Origin of the sequence: Paenibacillus sp. IHBB 10380 (assembly GCF_000949425.1) — a bacterium.
GTDB lineage: Bacteria > Bacillota > Bacilli > Paenibacillales > Paenibacillaceae > Paenibacillus_AQ.
In genome coordinates, this window is record NZ_CP010976.1 from 3,263,026 (window position 1) to 3,279,732 (window position 16,707).

General features: G+C 42.7%; 17 protein-coding genes. 2 read left to right on the plus strand and 15 right to left on the minus strand.

Features of this window, described 5'->3' with window-relative positions:
* Window positions 1–107: 107 nt before the first annotated feature.
* The 4 genes from UB51_RS14480 to UB51_RS14495 all read right to left on the minus strand — a co-directional run bounded on the left by UB51_RS14480 (window position 108) and on the right by UB51_RS14495 (window position 2,311).
* Complete coding sequence (locus UB51_RS14480; RefSeq protein WP_044877900.1) at window positions 108–1,034, minus strand: DUF4261 domain-containing protein; 927 nt, start codon at window positions 1,032–1,034, stop codon at window positions 108–110.
* Between the two features lie 18 nt (window positions 1,035–1,052).
* Window positions 1,053–1,484 carry a DUF86 domain-containing protein gene (locus UB51_RS14485; RefSeq protein ID WP_044877901.1) on the minus strand — a complete coding sequence of 144 codons (432 nt, stop codon included), beginning with the start codon at window positions 1,482–1,484 and terminating at the stop codon, window positions 1,053–1,055.
* Between the two features lie 35 nt (window positions 1,485–1,519).
* Entirely contained in the window at window positions 1,520–1,807 is a 288-nt protein-coding gene (locus UB51_RS14490) for a Dabb family protein (RefSeq protein WP_044877902.1), read from the minus strand.
* Window positions 1,808–1,891: 84 nt separating this feature from the next.
* Window positions 1,892–2,311 carry a phage holin family protein gene (locus UB51_RS14495; protein WP_445322328.1) on the minus strand — a complete coding sequence of 140 codons (420 nt, stop codon included), beginning with the start codon at window positions 2,309–2,311 and terminating at the stop codon, window positions 1,892–1,894.
* A 243-nt stretch (window positions 2,312–2,554) separates the two neighbouring features.
* Here UB51_RS14495 and UB51_RS14500 point away from each other — a divergent pair, with 243 nt between their 5' ends.
* Window positions 2,555–3,157, plus strand: coding sequence for a hypothetical protein (locus tag UB51_RS14500; RefSeq protein WP_044877903.1), 603 nt, complete (start codon window positions 2,555–2,557; stop codon window positions 3,155–3,157).
* 119 nt (window positions 3,158–3,276) lie between these two features.
* Here the strand turns inward: UB51_RS14500 and UB51_RS14505 are convergent, their stop codons facing one another.
* The 9 genes from UB51_RS14505 to UB51_RS14545 all read right to left on the minus strand — a co-directional run bounded on the left by UB51_RS14505 (window position 3,277) and on the right by UB51_RS14545 (window position 13,499).
* Entirely contained in the window at window positions 3,277–4,320 is a 1,044-nt protein-coding gene (locus UB51_RS14505; protein WP_044877904.1) for a HAMP domain-containing sensor histidine kinase, read from the minus strand.
* The gene (locus tag UB51_RS14510; RefSeq protein WP_044877905.1) at window positions 4,317–4,994 is read right to left on the minus strand and encodes a response regulator transcription factor; all 678 of its coding nucleotides are present in this window, start codon (window positions 4,992–4,994) and stop codon (window positions 4,317–4,319) included. Before UB51_RS14510 ends, UB51_RS14505 begins: the two co-directional genes overlap by 4 nt.
* On the minus strand, window positions 4,924–6,783 hold the full coding sequence (locus UB51_RS14515) for an ABC transporter ATP-binding protein (protein ID WP_082063317.1): 1,860 nt from the start codon (window positions 6,781–6,783) through the stop codon (window positions 4,924–4,926). Before UB51_RS14515 ends, UB51_RS14510 begins: the two co-directional genes overlap by 71 nt.
* 242 nt (window positions 6,784–7,025) lie before the next feature.
* Window positions 7,026–8,168 (minus strand): S1C family serine protease, encoded by a 1,143-nt coding sequence (locus UB51_RS14520; RefSeq protein ID WP_044877906.1) that lies wholly within the window; start codon window positions 8,166–8,168, stop codon window positions 7,026–7,028.
* A gap of 12 nt (window positions 8,169–8,180) precedes the next feature.
* Window positions 8,181–9,428 carry an FxLYD domain-containing protein gene (locus UB51_RS14525; protein WP_044877907.1) on the minus strand — a complete coding sequence of 416 codons (1,248 nt, stop codon included), beginning with the start codon at window positions 9,426–9,428 and terminating at the stop codon, window positions 8,181–8,183.
* A gap of 482 nt (window positions 9,429–9,910) precedes the next feature.
* On the minus strand, window positions 9,911–10,666 hold the full coding sequence (pstB, locus tag UB51_RS14530) for a phosphate ABC transporter ATP-binding protein PstB (RefSeq protein WP_044877908.1): 756 nt from the start codon (window positions 10,664–10,666) through the stop codon (window positions 9,911–9,913).
* A 10-nt stretch (window positions 10,667–10,676) separates the two neighbouring features.
* Window positions 10,677–11,573, minus strand: coding sequence for a phosphate ABC transporter permease PstA (gene pstA, locus UB51_RS14535; protein WP_044877909.1), 897 nt, complete (start codon window positions 11,571–11,573; stop codon window positions 10,677–10,679).
* Entirely contained in the window at window positions 11,570–12,475 is a 906-nt protein-coding gene (pstC, locus tag UB51_RS14540) for a phosphate ABC transporter permease subunit PstC (RefSeq protein ID WP_044877910.1), read from the minus strand. Before pstC ends, pstA begins: the two co-directional genes overlap by 4 nt.
* Window positions 12,476–12,560: 85 nt before the next feature.
* Window positions 12,561–13,499 (minus strand): phosphate ABC transporter substrate-binding protein, encoded by a 939-nt coding sequence (locus tag UB51_RS14545; RefSeq protein WP_044877911.1) that lies wholly within the window; start codon window positions 13,497–13,499, stop codon window positions 12,561–12,563.
* A gap of 195 nt (window positions 13,500–13,694) precedes the next feature.
* Between UB51_RS14545 and UB51_RS14550 the strand changes: the two genes are divergently transcribed.
* Window positions 13,695–14,594 carry a LysR family transcriptional regulator gene (locus tag UB51_RS14550; RefSeq protein ID WP_044877912.1) on the plus strand — a complete coding sequence of 300 codons (900 nt, stop codon included), beginning with the start codon at window positions 13,695–13,697 and terminating at the stop codon, window positions 14,592–14,594.
* 313 nt (window positions 14,595–14,907) lie between these two features.
* Here the strand turns inward: UB51_RS14550 and UB51_RS14560 are convergent, their stop codons facing one another.
* On the minus strand, window positions 14,908–15,450 hold the full coding sequence (locus UB51_RS14560; RefSeq protein WP_044877914.1) for a flavodoxin family protein: 543 nt from the start codon (window positions 15,448–15,450) through the stop codon (window positions 14,908–14,910).
* A gap of 14 nt (window positions 15,451–15,464) precedes the next feature.
* Complete coding sequence (locus UB51_RS14565; protein ID WP_044877915.1) at window positions 15,465–16,700, minus strand: ATP-grasp domain-containing protein; 1,236 nt, start codon at window positions 16,698–16,700, stop codon at window positions 15,465–15,467.
* Window positions 16,701–16,707 lie beyond the last annotated feature (7 nt).

The following is a 16,707-nucleotide window of genomic DNA, read 5'->3' on the forward strand; positions in this document are numbered from 1 at the left end:
TTGTCGTGCAATCGCTGTACATCACTCACACGGGCTAATGCCTAGTTGTTAATGCATTATAATCAACAGATGCTTGTCTTGACACTACGGACAAGAAGAAATTTCATTTAGTCTGTTATCTTAGCTTCCTGAGCGATACTGGGATTCAGATCAAGAACATAGCGAGCAGGAATGACAAGCGCCTGCTGGTGCTCACATAGATATCCTTTATTCGCGGAAGTACCAATCGTTTCACCATTCTTCACGATGTCGCCTTGATCATATAAGTATTTAGAAATAAGCAGTAAATTACGTGCAATTTCTGTTGGGTCCATATCACTGAAATGACACTGTACATCGGGTATACCTAGCGCCGATAACCCTAACGTATCCATAATCATTTCCTTGGGCTCTGTATCTCCAGTATTGAATAGACGAAGATTTACAGCTCCGTACAATTTCTCATCGAGTTCAATTGCTTCTACATAAGCCGTAGGAGCAACTAATTTATCACTTGTATGCCAGTAAATGGCCTTGCAAGGGGCCGCTTCAACTATTGCCATAACCAAACCCAATATTAATTCGAAACGTTCCTTGTAAGGGAGATTGGCAGCGAATAAATCATGAGCACGAATGCTATATGTACAACTATTCACCGTTTGCTTAGCTTCTGGCCAATGCCATGATTGCTGAAGCGCACTATCGAAACGTTTGAAGTCACGTATCGGTTGTGGGGCATGTATAACACTCTGTGCTGGTACAACTCCATCCTCGAACGTTACTTTATGATCCATGTGAAAGAATACCTGCGGAGGAAGACCATCTTCCCCTGTAGCACTGAAATCCATTGCAAAGGGAGACGGAATTTCTTTTCCCTCTTCCGAGAACTTTAAAGTTCCCGTGTGTTGCTCTAATACGGACAACAACTTATTACGATCTAACTCCGGTATTTGATCGTATAGAAATTCAACCATCATGACCGTGGCGAAACCTGAGACTTCGTCATCGTTCATTTCTTTCTCTTGTTTCTTCTTTATCTTATTATCAGAGGTCATACCATCTGTGCTCCTTTATTATCGTTCAGGTACCCATTCCTGTTCTAAATAGCTTCTAATACTAGCTGCAAAGCGATTCAGAATATCCGGCAAAACACCAGTTAATGGGTGAATGGATCTTCGATCCCAATCACAATAGTCTTGTACCAATGGCTTACGCAGCTTAACCAGTTGAATCAAGACCTGATAGATACTGTCATCAAATACATTCTCTTCATAAGTGATCTGTACGATATCCTCGTAACTACTAGCATCGCGCATAATGAATCCATCTATTAAATAGCTACAGACGTCTGTCACAACTTCAATCGCTAGATGCAGTGACCTCTCTTGGACAAGTCCAAGAAGCAGGCCCTGATCCCATGAGTCTGCCGCTGTTCGAAGCCCTTCTTCAATGTCAGGTATAGCACTGAGCCGTCGTTCAATCTGTTCTTTATTAACATAATACATGGCTTACCTCCATGAGAATTTCGACTAATTTATGATTAGATTTCGTAATCCACACTAATAGAATGTTCTTTAGCTTCGTTCATATGCAGAATGACCTGCTGATGCACAGGATGGATCTGATAAGCATCTAGAGTCTCTAATGATTCAACTTCAGTTACGAGAGCAATGTCATACGCACGTTCAGATCGTACAACGTCAACTCCCACTTCCAATGATAAGAGCTCTGGAATCTTGCCTTGCATATTACGTAATATATTTACGGTTTTGTCGATACTTTCAAGAGAGCTATCTTTTAATTTAAATAGTACGATATGTTTGATCATGGAATGCTCCTTGTCCTATTGAATTGATAAGGTTCATCAAAAATATAACATAATCTGCTCGGTTTGGGAAAGGAGCTTACCCAATCATGACTTATCGTTGTCCCCCTGCTTCTCCTTGTTCTTCAGTATATTAATCACACGTGTGATCTTATCTGGCAAGGGTAATCCCAATCGACCATAGTTTTCCGTAATCGATATTAATTCATTGGTCATATAGAAGTAAATAGCTCCGCTCTTGACCATCTCTACATCAGTACCAAGTAAGAGATCTATTTGATGTCCCAGTAGAATAACGACAAACATTAATGCCTTACGTGCTAATCCCCAGAATCCTGTTTTGCTATCTAGCCCCCTTCCCTCTTTGAGGGACGCTAATACTCCTGTCAGATAATCAATAATAATAATAACTAGGAAAACGTTTAATAATTGATTCCATTCGCCAAAAGTAAATGCTAGGAGTGCACCTGCCACACCGGTCACTCCATTTAACATTGCTAGATTCACGACAAGCCCTCCTCTCATGCACTCCTATCTTAATATATGATGAGGGATTCTCATTTGCTCAGCTGTTTATCTTGTATTTAATAGATTTACAGGAAGAATGGTTTGGAGTTACTATTGAAAGCACCTTTACAAATAAGGTAATATCTAAACAAGGATAAACGAATTCGTCGTCCTAAAGGATGACAATCGATTACCGATAAAATATGGATGAAAGTTTATTTTCAAAAAAATATCGGAGGAATTATGCCTACACAACCAGAAAAACATTCGATTCAGGCTTGGTCTCTGATCAATCGCAAGTATCTAGGAAAAGGCGTTCGAGTGAAACGTTTCCGTAAACCGACTCGCTGTCAAATTCGTAACCGTGTACTACTAGCAATTCTAATGGTAAAAGATATCAAACTATCCAAACTAGCTGAAGAATTATCTGTCTCATCACGAAGTGTAAGTGTTTGGGTATATGAAGGAAGGATTCCCTCTAAGAAGAATTTAGATAAGGTATGCCAATATTTAGGTTATCCTCGTCATATTCTTTTTAATGAAGCTGTAATCCAGCAAAGCCCTGTCATTTGTCAGCCTTCTCACTCCCACTTTATGCGGAGAACGATTACCCGTTCACCTATACAGAACACCATTCTGACAGGATTATGTATGGTGCATGACCTATCGGTGAGTGATGTTAGTGAATGGATAGGAGCTCATCCTGGAACCTTTCGTAAATGGTTGCATCAAGGAACTCATCCTTCTCAAACATTTCAGAACAAAACAGAGGAATTTTTTCGCATTCCTAAATCTATTTTGTTCGCAGACTGTGTGCTGCACGATAACTTGAATGACAACAATTAGTAGTTTCATTCCTATACAATACAAAAGCTCTGGTCCTGACAATACATGTCAGATCCAGAGCTTTGTTGTTTCTTCTATAAATTGCATCAGCATATCCCTTTTCCCTGGGACTGCAATTTTCACAACGGCAGAGTCACCGCAAAAGTCGTTCCTTCACTGGGACGACTCTTTACAGTTACGTGTCCTTCATGGATTTCGACAATCTTCTTCACCAGCGATAGGCCGAGCCCGCTCCCCCCTCTACTGGAACTTCTGGCTTTATCCGCCTTATAGAAGCGATCAAAAATTCGGGGCAACTCTTCCTCAGTCATGCCTATGCCGCTATCCTTGATCTCCACTTCCACCCCATTCTCTATGGTCTTAAGCCGGATGATAATAAGCCCACACTCTGGGGTAAACTTGATACTGTTATGCAGCAGATTGGTCCAGACCTGGCTCATCAGATCCTTCACCGCATGGACCTCAATCTCTTCCAGCTCAGCCTCCACCTCGATGTTCTTCCCCAACCATTGCGGCTCTGAGGCCAGAATCATCTCCCGCAGCTGTTTATCTAGACGATAAGGTCTGATCTCAAACGGAAAGCTCCCCGATTCCAACGCTGACAGCTTCAGCAGATTATCACTGAGCCCGGACAGACGCGTGCTCTCTGCTTCAATAATGTCAAGATAATGCTGTCTGATCCCAGAACTAAGGCTCTCATCCTTCAGCGCAAGTGCAAAACCCCGAATAGAGGTCAACGGTGACTGAATCTCATGCGATACATTGGAGATGAAATCTTGTCGCATGGTCTCCATCCTGCTCAGTTCACTTGCCATTTCATTGATACTCTCCACGATTTCCCCGAATTCACCGTATTCCTTATTCTTATCTAGGACCACATTGAAATCCCCTTTGGCAATCCTACCAATACCTTCAATAATAGTTTTATAGAAGACGCGTTCCCAGCTGCGAAACACAAGTGAAGATAGATAGGCTAGTAGGAGTAGAATAACAATACCAACCAAACCACCAATCAACTGCACTACGTATTCCGAGGACGGCCTTCCAACGAAACCGTACACTTGGTTCATCAGGAAATAAGCCACACTACAACTAATGCCAACCGCGATAAAAAAAGCGATGTAGAATAAAATATGTTTGACTATTTTTTTGAACCGTTTCATGCATTCCCCTCCAACCGGTAACCCAACCCGCGGATGGTGCGGATGACGAACCCATATTTCTCACGGGGAAAACGTTCGCGTAAGCGATTGATATGCACATCCAGCGTACGCTCGTTACCTGCATAATCGTAGCCCCAGATATCTTCAATCAGCCTGTCTCTCGTCAGCGTCTGCCCCGGGTAACTACCCAACTTGAACAGTAGCTCATACTCCTTAAGCGGCAGGGTAATCTCACCATGCTCCGAGAACGCCTCATACGTTTTACGGTTCATCCGTAAACGACCAATCGTTACACTTTGTGCCGCGGAGATCTGGTAGCGTTTCAGCAGTGCTTTCACCCTCGCTATAAGCACCAGTGGCTCAAACGGCTTCACTAGGTAATCATCGGTCCCAAGCTCAAAACCTTTAACAATTTGAGAAGTTTCACCTTTAGCCGTCAACATAAGGATCGGAAAATCGTAGACCCTCCGTATTTGCTGGCATAGCTCCCAACCGTCCATATTCGGCATCATCACATCTAGAATAGCCATGTCTACAGCAGTGCTTTCGAGGAAATGTAGTGCCTCCATTCCATCAGAAGCCCCATACACCTCATCTATCCCCTCAGCCCTCAGAAACACTTCCACCAATTCGCGAATGTGCGGGTCGTCGTCTACTACCAGTATTTTTGTCATCTGCACTCGAAGCCTCCTCTTTGCCGCCGTCATGTACCTCTACGGTATTCATTTGCAGCTGTTGAGTAGCGAATTCACGGTAAAGCCCATGATTCTGCAATAGCTCTTCGTGTCTTCCCATACCCGTAATACGACCCTTTTCCATAAAAATAATTTGATTTGCGTTCACAACCGTAGCCAGGCGGTGGGCAATCACGATCGTTGTCCGACCCTTCATCAGATTGGATAACGCCTTCTGTACAACGGCCTCCGATTGGCTGTCCAAGCTGGAAGTCGCTTCATCTAGCATTAATATAGCAGGATTACGCAACAACGCTCTGGCAATCGCAATTCGCTGCCGTTGTCCGCCCGACAGCTTCACACCGCGTTCGCCCACATCCGTATTAAAGCCGTCAGGCAGTTCTTCAATAAAACCGTCGGCATATGCCATTTGTGCAGCATGAATCATTTCATCCTTACTAACTTCCCGCTCTAGCCCATACGCTAAGTTCTCTGCAATCGTACCTGCTAGCAGTGGGCTTTCTTGAGATACATAGCCGATTTGACGGCGCCAAGAAGCTAAAGCGAAGCTTGAAACTGGCTTATCCCCATATTTGATTATACCGGACAGGGGTTCATAGAACCGTTCCAGAAGGGAGAATAACGTCGTTTTTCCGCCTCCGCTCGGTCCTACGATCGCAGTCACTTCACCAGGTAAGATCTTAAAGCTCACATTGTTCAGTACGTTCTCGCCAATCTTGTAGCCGAAGGAAACTCCTTCCACACGAATAGCCGCCTGTGTACCCTTTACATTCTCTTCTCCTTCGTACTTTTCCTCTTCTACCGCTAGTGTTTCAATAATACGCTCCGAAGCGCCCTTGGCTTTCTGGATTTGCGTAAAAAACGTCGTTAGTTGCGTAAGTGGCATCACAATATTAATTAGATACAGAATAAAAGCAACCAATTCCCCAGCTGTCAAAATACCCGCCGATACCTGCATCCCCCCGTAACCAATAATAATGACAAGCAGCATCATGAATACAAAGGAGACCAGCGGGCTGATCATGGCACTAACCTTACCCTCGCGGATTCCGAAAGACAGCAGATTCATAATACCCGCTTTTCCAGCCTCGTATTCCTTACGCTCTGCACCGGAAGACTTCACCAGTCTTATTTCCGACAGAACCCCGCTTAATGTAGCTGTGAATGAGGCCGTTTCGTCCTGCATTCCTTTGGATATCTTGTACATCTGACGTCCGAGCGGCACAAGAATGAGTGCAGAAAGCGGAAGCACAGTGAATAGCACGAGTGTCATTTTCCAATTCAAATAGAATAGTACGGAGATCGAACCAACAATAGAGATCACTCCAGTAAAGAGGCTTGCGATATGCTCCGATACGAGTGTCTTAATCACTCCCGTATCGTTCGTCATCCGACTGACACTCTCACCTGTGCGGACGTCATTGTAGTACGACACAGGCAGAGCAAGGAACTTGCGCCATAGTCGGTCACGTAGTCCCGCAACTATTTTCTGCCCGACATAGTTCAGTAAATAGATAGAGACGCCTCCGGCGATCGTCTGCGCAATAAAAGCACCTGCAATCGCGGCAATTTGCATTTTACTGATAGAAGCCAGTGAAAACCCATCTACCAGATTTTTGGTAAACATAGGAATAACCAGACCTACCATGGTCGATATCATGCTAAGCGCAATAGCTACAGCTAGCAAACCGTAGGATGGTTTTGTTTCTTTCAGTAGAGTCAGAAACGGCTTGCTGGCTGTACTTCTCTGACGTTTGGATGTTTTCATATTCATGAATGCTCCCCTTTTCTTCCGGATATATGAAAGAAGTCCGAAGACACTTTCTTACCGTAAGACTACAATAACTTTCTTTTGTAAACTGAAGTTAAACTGCACGTTACTCGCCATGTCCGGTTTCTTCTCTAAGTAAAAAGCAGCCCTAGCTTCCGCAAGGGACAACTAGACCTGCTCTTGTTGTTTTTATACTGTATACCTGTTAAAACGAAAAAGCGTAGCGCAAAATGCCTAATCTACTTTTTCTTGCCCTTTCCATGCAAAATCTTTAATTGACCATTCTCATACCCGAGCGTATAGCTGAGTCGGTACAGTTGATAGACAGTTCCTCCACTGCGGCGCTCCTCCGCTGTTATTAGAGCACTTACTTGTGCACCATTATCGTCCTCATCCGTAGCTATCACTTCCTCGATAGTAACATGCGTGGTTTTGAGATAGCCTTTGCGGAAATTCTCATAACTGGTGCTGCTTTGCCAGTCGCTGCCGATCAGGGAATACGCCGTTACATAATCGCCAGTATTAAGACTCTGATAGAAATAAGCAACCAAATCCTCGCTGCTGGAGAACGAATCGTCATATCCCGTATCATTCTCGCTGCTATTACTTGAACGTGGCAGTTCTGTCATCGGGTGATTCGACCATTCCTCTACCTGCTTGAGGACACTCTTAATCGGAATACTGAATCCTATCCCAGCTTCCTGCGTGACTCCTGCCGAGTTAATGCCAAGCACTTCTCCAGTGACTGCGTTCACCAGTGGCCCTCCACTATTCCCTTTAGTGATAGGAGCAGAAATCTGATATAAGTTGCTATATATGTAAGGATCGATCTCAAAACTGCGGTTAACACCGCTGATGATCCCTGTCGTCACTGTATTTTCTAGGCCGAGCGGACTCCCAAGAGCTAAGATCTCATCCCCAATCTCTGCTTTGAATTTGCGCGCAATAGGCAACGGACTCATATTCTTCATTTTCTGCACACGAACAACAGCCACGTCTGTATCAACGCCAACTCCGATCACAATTCCTTTATATTCCTCATGGTTTAATGTGCGTACTATGACCTCTTGAGAACCTTCAACAACATGAGCATTAGTCAGCAAATCCCCTTGGTTATTATATAGAAATCCAGAACCTATCCCATCTGAGCTCTCAATCGTGACCACCCGCTTCTGGCTGGCCTCAATAATTTCTTTTCGGGTCTTTGGCTCTTTCATGGCTGTTGCCGATTGCGCTGCCACCGTTTCTACTGGGGCCACTGCGAGAAGCGGTCCATTGTTCAATTGCTGTTCAGCGGACTTATGAATCCAGACAGCGCCCCCTGTTCCACCCCCGAGAATAATTGTACAGATAATAACACTTGCCAATACTCCTCTAGACATTGCTGCGACCTCCTATTCCAAATACCAAGTAACATTAACTACAGAGACTTGCGCATGTTCATACACACCGTAGTATGCAGTTGTAAACTCGCCAAACTCCCCGAATTCCAAACGGTATGGGAACACACTCGCATACGTTTCACCAAGATACGATCCTGCGGCATCATAAATGGCTAGGTTTAAATTAATCGAATAAATAGGCCTTGTAGCTGTATTATTCACCGTACCGCTGATTTGCAGGTCGCCGTAATCATCTAAGATAACTTTTATATCCGTTACATCAACCGCAGCAGTCCTGTTATTCAGGTCCTCCTGTGCAGCCTGCTGCTCTGCGAGTTGAATACGCTCTTCTTCCGCCTTTTCAAAAGCCTGTTTCTCACCCTGAATCCGTTTCTTATAGGTGCTTAATTTGACACTATTCGCCGCGTAGGAAAGTCCCTTATCCACGGCCTGCAACGCGCCTGCAAAATCCTTGTTCTTGAGCATCTTCTCGGCCGCCGCATAGCTGACTCCAACCAACTTATTAATGATCTGCTTTTTCACTGCCTTCGCCTCTTGACCCTCTAGCTTCTCGACAGTGTCCAATTTCTCAGCCAACGCACTCACAGTGTTCAGCTTATCCAGCTCACTTTTCACCTTCATGACAGCGAGCTTCACTTGACTTGTAGCCAGTTTCTTCTTTACGACAGCAAAAATGGGCTCCTGCCTCTTTCGCAAAGTTTTCGCAATTTCCTTCATAGTGGCTTCACTAGCCTGTAGCTTCTGCGTCTTTAATCCACCTACTGCTTCCGCAAGCCGTTCTTGTAATTCTTCTGCCTCGGCTGCAATACTGCGGTCCTGAACCAAAGCCTGATAACCGGGACGTTTGACAGCCGCCGCATCCAATAGCTCAATCGCTGATCCATAATGACCCGCTATCGCTTCAGCTTCAGCCTTCTGATGCAGAGCTTCCACCTGACGATTAATCTCTACCTCATATTTGTAATATGATATTAAAGCTAGCCCCACAACACTTAACAGCAATATCGGGATCAACCATACAAATACACGCCCTGTCCTGGGAGCCTTGGGATTAGCCGAAACCGTTCCACCTTTAGACTTCAAGAGATCGCTTTCACTCAGCTGGAGACTGGTAGCAGTCTCAGCTTGTGCCATTTTTTGGATTGCTTTTTGTTTTTCCAAAGTAAATAACTTTGTGCCGCATCCTGAACAAACGGCTTTGCCCGGCGTACTTTTCGCTCCGCATACATGACAATACAACCCATTTTCCCCCATTATGTATTAGTTCTATATTCCTATTTACAAACAATTATAATATAGTAAAAAGGAAAAATACGCCAGTATATATACTCTTTTCTCGGGAATTACTTAATACCCATGTTTCTCGTAGAAATTTAAGCAAAGTATAGTGAAGACTTATACCTATTCCTTGAAAAGCGAGAGGATATCTCCAAGTTACATAAGAAGATGCCGAAGAAACAGTAAAATTTATGCTTTTACAAACGTGCCGAAAGGTAAATTTTACTGCTGTTTCATTAGCATTTGTAATAAGAGACAAAGTAACATACCCATCTGTATTGGCTTTCACGACCAAGACCCAATAATACGTACAGGCAGAGAATAATACTCTGCCTGTTTTTAAAAGCAACAATATTTACGAAAAGAGCCTAAAACAATAATGGACCGCGAATCTTTATTCTTAAGATTCGCGGTCCATTATTGTTTCTTATTGTCATTCTATATCATCCAAATCTTCCCGAAATATATTCTTGCGTGTTGGGGTTGGTTGGATTCGTAAATATTTTCTCTGTCACATCATATTCCATAAGGGTTCCTAGATAAAAGTAAGCCGTATGATCGGATATTCTTGCAGCCTGTTGCATGTTATGTGTAACGATCACGATACTAAGTTCTTTTTTCAATTCAACGATGAGTTCCTCGACCTTAGCTGTAGATACTGGATCAAGAGCCGATGCAGGTTCATCTAACAGTAGAATACGTGGACTTACAGATAACGCCCTTGCAATACATAACCGTTGCTGCTGCCCACCTGAGAGAGAAAGTGCGGACTGCTTCAAGCGATCTTTCACTTCATTCCACAATGCAGCCTTCTGCAGACTACTCTCCACAATCTCATCCAGCTTCTTCTTATCCTTAATCCCATGATATTTCGGACCAAAGGCGATATTCTCGTAAATCGATTTATAGAATGGATTAGGACGTTGCCATACCATTCCGATTTTTTGCCGGAGCTTAATCACATCTGTACCCGGATCATTGATATCGTCACCATCAATCCAAATCTTTCCTTTAATGCTAGATCCAGCGATCTCATCATTCATACGATTCAATGAACGCAAGAAGGTCGATTTTCCGCAACCTGAAGGTCCAATCAAAGCTGTGACGCTTTGTTCAGGGAAGTTCAGGTCAATACTTTTCACGGCTTCATAGTTTCCGTAGAAAACACTCAGCTGTTCGGTTCGAAAGGTTGTTTGCATAGTTAGTCCCCTATTCCATAACTTTAGATGCCGTAAATGCTCGATATACTATTCTTCCTAGCCATCTGGCAACCAAATTGAATACTAGCACGAGAATGACCAGCACCGCTGAGGCTCCGGCAGCAATTGCAGCCGCATCAGGAGCAAGTCCTTCACTATTGATTTTCCAAATATGCACAGCCAATGTTTCGGCAGGACGAAATGGATTAATCGGCGATGTTGGACTGAGTGGATTCCAATCCGTGAAATCAAGTCTTGGTGTGGACATCCCTGCTGTGAACAGCAATGCCGCAGCTTCTCCGAATACTCGGCCTGCCGCAAGTACGGTACCCGTAACTAGACTGGGTAGAGCTACTGGTAACAAGACCGACGTAATGATCTTCCACTTCGATAATCCGAGAGCAAGTCCCGCTTCCTTCTGCTCTTTCGGAACACCACGGAAGGCCTGCTCGGTTACCCGTACCATAAGTGGGAGGTTAAATATGGTGAGAACAAGCGCACCTGAGAACAAAGAGAATCCGAATCCAAATGTATTTACGATCAGTAATAACCCGAATAGTCCCACCACGATAGATGGAAAAGAGGAAAGAACTTCTACAACTAGACGGATACCTCCAGTTATTTTACCTGGTTTCGCATATTCCGCCATATAAATTCCTGCACCCAGACCTAGTGGAATGGTAATAATCAATGTTAATACTAATAGAAAGAGAGAGTTAAATAACTGTGGTCCTATTCCCCCACCTGCTCTGATGGTCTGTGGCACAGACGTTAGGAAAGACCAACTAATATGACTTAGCCCCCGAAATAGAATAAATCCAAGTAAACCCAATAATAGACCAACAATAAGTAAGGAGAAGGTAACAATGACGCCAGTAGCTATTTTATCAGCTGTTTTTGGTTTCAAATCCGATGTCTCCTTTCCAAGAGCCTAACGATAATTACGAATATAAATGTCATGACCATTAGCGCTAATGCCATACTCCACAATGCGTTACTTTGTACCGAGCCCATGACTGTATTCCCCATATTAAGCGTGATAATACTTGTCAATGTTGACGCCGATTGAAATAACGATTGAGGAATGTGTGGTGCGTTACCAATAACCATCTGAACAGCTAAAGCTTCACCAAATGCCCGAGCCATCCCAAGAACAATCCCTGTCAGGATAGAAGGCAATACAGTAGGTATAATAACACTAGAAATGGTCTGCCACCGTGTCGCACCAAGCGCATATGAGGATTCTTTCAATCCCTTTGGTAATGAGCTTAATGCGTCCGTAGTAATACTTGTAATTGTCGGTAGAATCATGACAGAGAGTACAATGGCCCCTGCAGCAACCCCGATTCCTTGCCCAGGGAAGGTATCACGCAATAGCGGTACGATAACCGTCAAACCTACAAATCCGTATACAACAGAGGGAATTCCTGCGAGTAACTCGATAACAGGTTGTAATATTCTTTTACCCCAAGAAGGAACAATTTCAGTCATGAATAATGAAGCACAGATACTTAATGGACTTGCTATTAACGCTGCTAAGAGTGATGTAGCAAAAGATCCAACAATAAAAGGTAAAGCCCCAAATAATGGATTCTCTCCATTAGGATCCCATTTCGTCCCAAATAGGAAATCTTCTACATGAACACCATTCGTAAAAAAAGTCGCCAATCCTTTCGATGCCACGAAATAGATCATGGACACGATGATAATCACCAGGAGGGATACACAAAATGTGGTATAGATCCGTCCAACCCAGTCTTCCAAGTGATGTTTTTGGATAAGGACAGGAGATTGTTTTTTAACTTTCATATTCGTCCTACTTTCTTAAAGTGAAAATAGAGGCAGATTATCCGCCTCTTTTGATAATATTTACTAATCGTTGCTGTTATTTCACTTATTTCTTCGTTACGTTACCATCTACATCACGGCTAACTTGCATTTTGGAAGCTGGAATGTAACCAAGTTCTACAACGTCACCATTTTGAACTTCATCAGAAGTCATGTAATCCAAGAATGCTTTTACAACTTCATTTGGCTCACCCTTGGTATACATATGCTCATAAGCCCATACTGGATAATTACCTGCTGTAACGTTATCTACCGTTGCTTCAACACCATCGTATTGAACAGATTTGATTGAATCATCTAGATAAGACAGTGCAAGATATCCAATCGCACCTGGTGTTTCACCAATGATCTTTCTAACTGTACCTGAGGATTCTTCTTGAATAGATCCTGCAATATCATCCACTTTAGTACCTAATGCATATTTCTCAAAAGTACTACGAGTTCCTGAACTACTTGGACGGTTTACGAGAACAATCTTCTCATCAATACCGCCAACTTCTTTCCAGTTCGTTACTTTACCTGAGAAAATATCTACCAGTTGTTGCTGAGTTAAACTATCTACACCCGTATCTTTATTTGATACTGTTGCCATTGCAACGACTGCTACTTGATGATCTACTAATTCTTTGGCTTTATCAGCGTCAGCATCTTTCAACTTCTCTTCTGCAAATACATCAGAGTTACCAATGTCCGCTTGCCCGCCTGATACTTGAGTAAGTCCTGTTCCGCTTCCTCCGCCTTGCACTTGTACTGCTATTTTGGAATATTTAGCATCAGCCATAAATTTCTGTCCAACCTGTTCAACCAAAGGCTGTAGAGCCGTCGATCCAACCGCAAGAATAGATCCACTTAATGCTACTTCTTTATTTGTCTCTGTCGTTGAATTCCCTGCCCCTTGAGTTGCATTGTTGTTGGACCCACATGCAGATACCACAAGTAGTAGTGCCAATGTACCCATCATTAGTAAAGGTTTCTTTAATTTCATTTGTTGATCTCTCCCCTGTATGTGTGCTCAACGTCGTGAGCTTTCTTTATAACTTACAAACTTATTGTAGTTCTTGATCATTTTTGCAAAAACATTAGTTTGTAAATGCAACAATAAATATTGCTATATAAACTTTATAAATCCATAGAATAAATCTATAATAAGGTTATGAAACTATGGAGATGAGGCAAAAAGATGAGTATTTTAAAGCTAATGATCCTTGTATATATAGAGAAATATAAAAAAGTCACGGATGTTGCTAAAGAGTTAAATATAAAACAGCCTTCTGTTACTTTTCATATGAAGAGTCTGGAGGAGGAGTTGGGAACGGCCTTATTCGAATCCAAAAGAGGCAGAATGCTGCTCACGGAAGCAGGCAAGGCTCTCTATCCCTATGCCCTCAAAATTACCGGTCTGGCTTCAGAAGCGAAAAAAGTCGTTCAAGATTATGCTGCTCTGGATAAAGGAACTTTACATATTGGAACGGACAGTATCGCTAGTATTTCCCCATTGCCAGAAATGATCAACGATTTCTCCAAACTGCATACGGGTATCTCCATCCAAGTGTCTGTTAAACCTACACAAACCATTAAACAGATGCTCATCAACCAAGACGTTGATATTGCATTCTATTATTCCTTAGATGCGTCCCACAATATACAAGAACCTGTACAAACAGAAACATTATTTAAGGATGCGTTGGTTGTCATCTTCGGACCCCATCACCCCTTTGCGAAACTTAGTATCATCGATGTTCAACAGATTGCGAAGGAATTCTTCATTCAACATGCTGAAGGAACATTTATTAAAGATTTCACATTGGATTGGTCCATCAGCAACAGAATTCATCTGTGGGAAAGAGTACAAATGGACTCTTCTGAAGCTATTAAATTAGCTGTTAGCGCAGGAGATCACATCTCTTTCTATCCGAAAAGAGGAATCAAGCATGAGCTAGAACGAAGTCAGCTTATGTATCTGCCTATTCCAGATCAGATTTCTACCTCGATCCAATCGATCATGGCCTTTCATCCCGATGCAACTCATTCTTCTTTACGAAGTGAGTTTGTAGAATTTGCTAGAAAGTATATGTCGTAAATTGGCTCAACACCAAAATCAGTGCTTGACAAATGTATCGAGTTGATAAGTGACCGCTACGCGGATAGATTGTCCTTCCGATCGCTGTTGCCCCCAAATTTTTTTGAATCTACCGCTCTTTGCGGTTAAAATTCAGGGGCAAAGGCGAACGCTACGCTTCTCCACGACAATTCCATCCTCTCCGCTACGATCAGCATAAAATTCTATTTTCAGCAAGCGCTGATTATGAATTAGAACCCTTAAATTCAAATACAAATAATCCACCAAGTTCTTACCTGATGGATTATTTGTACGAAATATGTGAGAGAAACAATTAGCCATTATGAGTGATTCTTTTTCTTAATTCCTCCACCCTAGAAAGCGCAGCGGTATCCTCCAAAATCGAATCAGGTTTATTTCCATCTCCAATAATATAACCATCAAACTGAGTATGTGTGAAATCGAAAATATATTGGAATTGTTGAATAAGAGGTAGTCCTTTTAAATGAGGTTCATCATCCCCAACAGCGATAACATATGCTTTTTTGGCAGACATTTTCGATAAAAAATGATCCCTATCTTCACGTAATGATTGAGACCAACGGTCAATAAAGGTTTTCATAACGCCTGATATGCCATACCAGTAGATTGGTGTCGCAAACACGATCGTATCCTGCTCCAATACTCTGTCAATCAGTTCATGGTAATCATCGTTCGGGTATGCTCTAGGTTCAGTATGACGATAGTCCGTTATCGGTTGAAGATTATAGTCCGACAAATATATTCGATCCGCATCCAAGCCCTCGACCAATAAATCAGCCAGTTTGTCTGAATTTCCGTGTCTACGAGAACTTCCGTAAAGAACAACAATTCCCATCGCGATCTGCCTCCTTAGCTATATACAAGTTCAATATTTCGGATTACTGCTAACGCTGATTCTCTGGCTTCTGTTGGGGTGTTTCCAATCGTAATGACATAACCCAATCGATCATCCGAACTTTTGGGAACAACGATCTGATCGCCAGATTGAACCGAAATATGCGAACGAACGACATTTGCATGATCTTCGATATGTTCAAGCCCTCGAATAGTCGAAACCGTTCCAGCTTTATCAGCAATCAAATACGCTACAGAGGCGGCTCTGTTCTGATGTGTATGAATGTCGATGGGAAGATCCAAATAATAATGAACGGTAGCTTTGAAGATATCAAATCCTAAAGCTTGAATTAATAAATCAGAGGAGATATTATCCCCACCAGGCCTGCCATTCACTTCAATAATTCGAGGTCCTTTGTCAGTAAGCTTAACCTCAACGTGACTGGGACCATTGATGAGTCCTATAGCCCTAAGAGCACTTACAGCCGTATTGACGATATCTTCTTGTCTCTCGGAGTAAACGGAGGTAGGTAACGTATGCACAATCTCCACAAAGTAGGGCAGAGGTGAAGTTGTCTTTTCTGTAACGGCAGCAAAGATCGGGTTCCCATCTTGTAAAAACAGTTCCACACTAAACTCCTGCCCATTTAGATACTCTTCTATTAAGTACTCCTCTCGGACTTTAAAATTCATATAGGTTTCTTTAAAATCAACGATATCAGCCATTGCTTGTTCCAGCTCACTAGAACTATTGATAAAGAACACCTTTTGACTACTTGAAGCATTTGTTGGTTTCAGTACGATAGGATATCCAATCTCCCCAGCTGCTAATACCGCTTCTTCATAGGTTTTAATTTTCTTAAACTTTGCGCTAGGAACATCGTGATCCGCATAAGCTTCTCTGGCTAAATCTTTATTCCTTGATTTGAGTGCTGCTTCATAAGGAACTCCTTTAAGACCTAGTCGTTCTGCCACCTTTGCCGTAAGATGGGAGGCATAATCTGTTGCCGGAATGAGAGCGTCGAGTTTATGATGATATTTGGAATTGGTAATGGCTTCATATAACGAATCTTCATCTCGAATATCTGCAATAATCAGATCATGATAAATTCCCTCATACCCATACTTCTCAGGATTGTCAGGAGACGAAACGATAGAAATGATCTTAAAACCCTGCTCATAGGCTGCTCTAACAAAACTTACCCCATAAAAACTCGGTTCAACAAATGCTACTATCTTTTTACTATTCATCTTATCC

Excerpts from the sequence above, each read along its gene's own strand:
- UB51_RS14550 (WP_044877912.1), top strand. The coding sequence starts at position 13,695 with ATGAGTATTTTAAAGCTAATGATCCTTGTATATATAGAGAAATATAAA.
- pstB (WP_044877908.1), bottom strand. The coding sequence starts at position 10,666 with ATGCAAACAACCTTTCGAACCGAACAGCTGAGTGTTTTCTACGGAAAC.
- UB51_RS14490 (WP_044877902.1), bottom strand. The coding sequence starts at position 1,807 with ATGATCAAACATATCGTACTATTTAAATTAAAAGATAGCTCTCTTGAA.
- UB51_RS14500 (WP_044877903.1), top strand. The coding sequence starts at position 2,555 with ATGCCTACACAACCAGAAAAACATTCGATTCAGGCTTGGTCTCTGATC.
- UB51_RS14510 (WP_044877905.1), bottom strand. The coding sequence starts at position 4,994 with ATGACAAAAATACTGGTAGTAGACGACGACCCGCACATTCGCGAATTG.
- UB51_RS14515 (WP_082063317.1), bottom strand. The coding sequence starts at position 6,783 with ATGAAAACATCCAAACGTCAGAGAAGTACAGCCAGCAAGCCGTTTCTG.
- UB51_RS14565 (WP_044877915.1), bottom strand. The coding sequence starts at position 16,700 with ATGAATAGTAAAAAGATAGTAGCATTTGTTGAACCGAGTTTTTATGGG.
- UB51_RS14480 (WP_044877900.1), bottom strand. The coding sequence starts at position 1,034 with ATGACCTCTGATAATAAGATAAAGAAGAAACAAGAGAAAGAAATGAAC.
- UB51_RS14520 (WP_044877906.1), bottom strand. The coding sequence starts at position 8,168 with ATGTCTAGAGGAGTATTGGCAAGTGTTATTATCTGTACAATTATTCTC.
- UB51_RS14545 (WP_044877911.1), bottom strand. The coding sequence starts at position 13,499 with ATGAAATTAAAGAAACCTTTACTAATGATGGGTACATTGGCACTACTA.
- pstC (WP_044877910.1), bottom strand. The coding sequence starts at position 12,475 with ATGAAAGTTAAAAAACAATCTCCTGTCCTTATCCAAAAACATCACTTG.
- UB51_RS14505 (WP_044877904.1), bottom strand. The coding sequence starts at position 4,320 with ATGAAACGGTTCAAAAAAATAGTCAAACATATTTTATTCTACATCGCT.
- UB51_RS14560 (WP_044877914.1), bottom strand. The coding sequence starts at position 15,450 with ATGGGAATTGTTGTTCTTTACGGAAGTTCTCGTAGACACGGAAATTCA.
- UB51_RS14485 (WP_044877901.1), bottom strand. The coding sequence starts at position 1,484 with ATGTATTATGTTAATAAAGAACAGATTGAACGACGGCTCAGTGCTATA.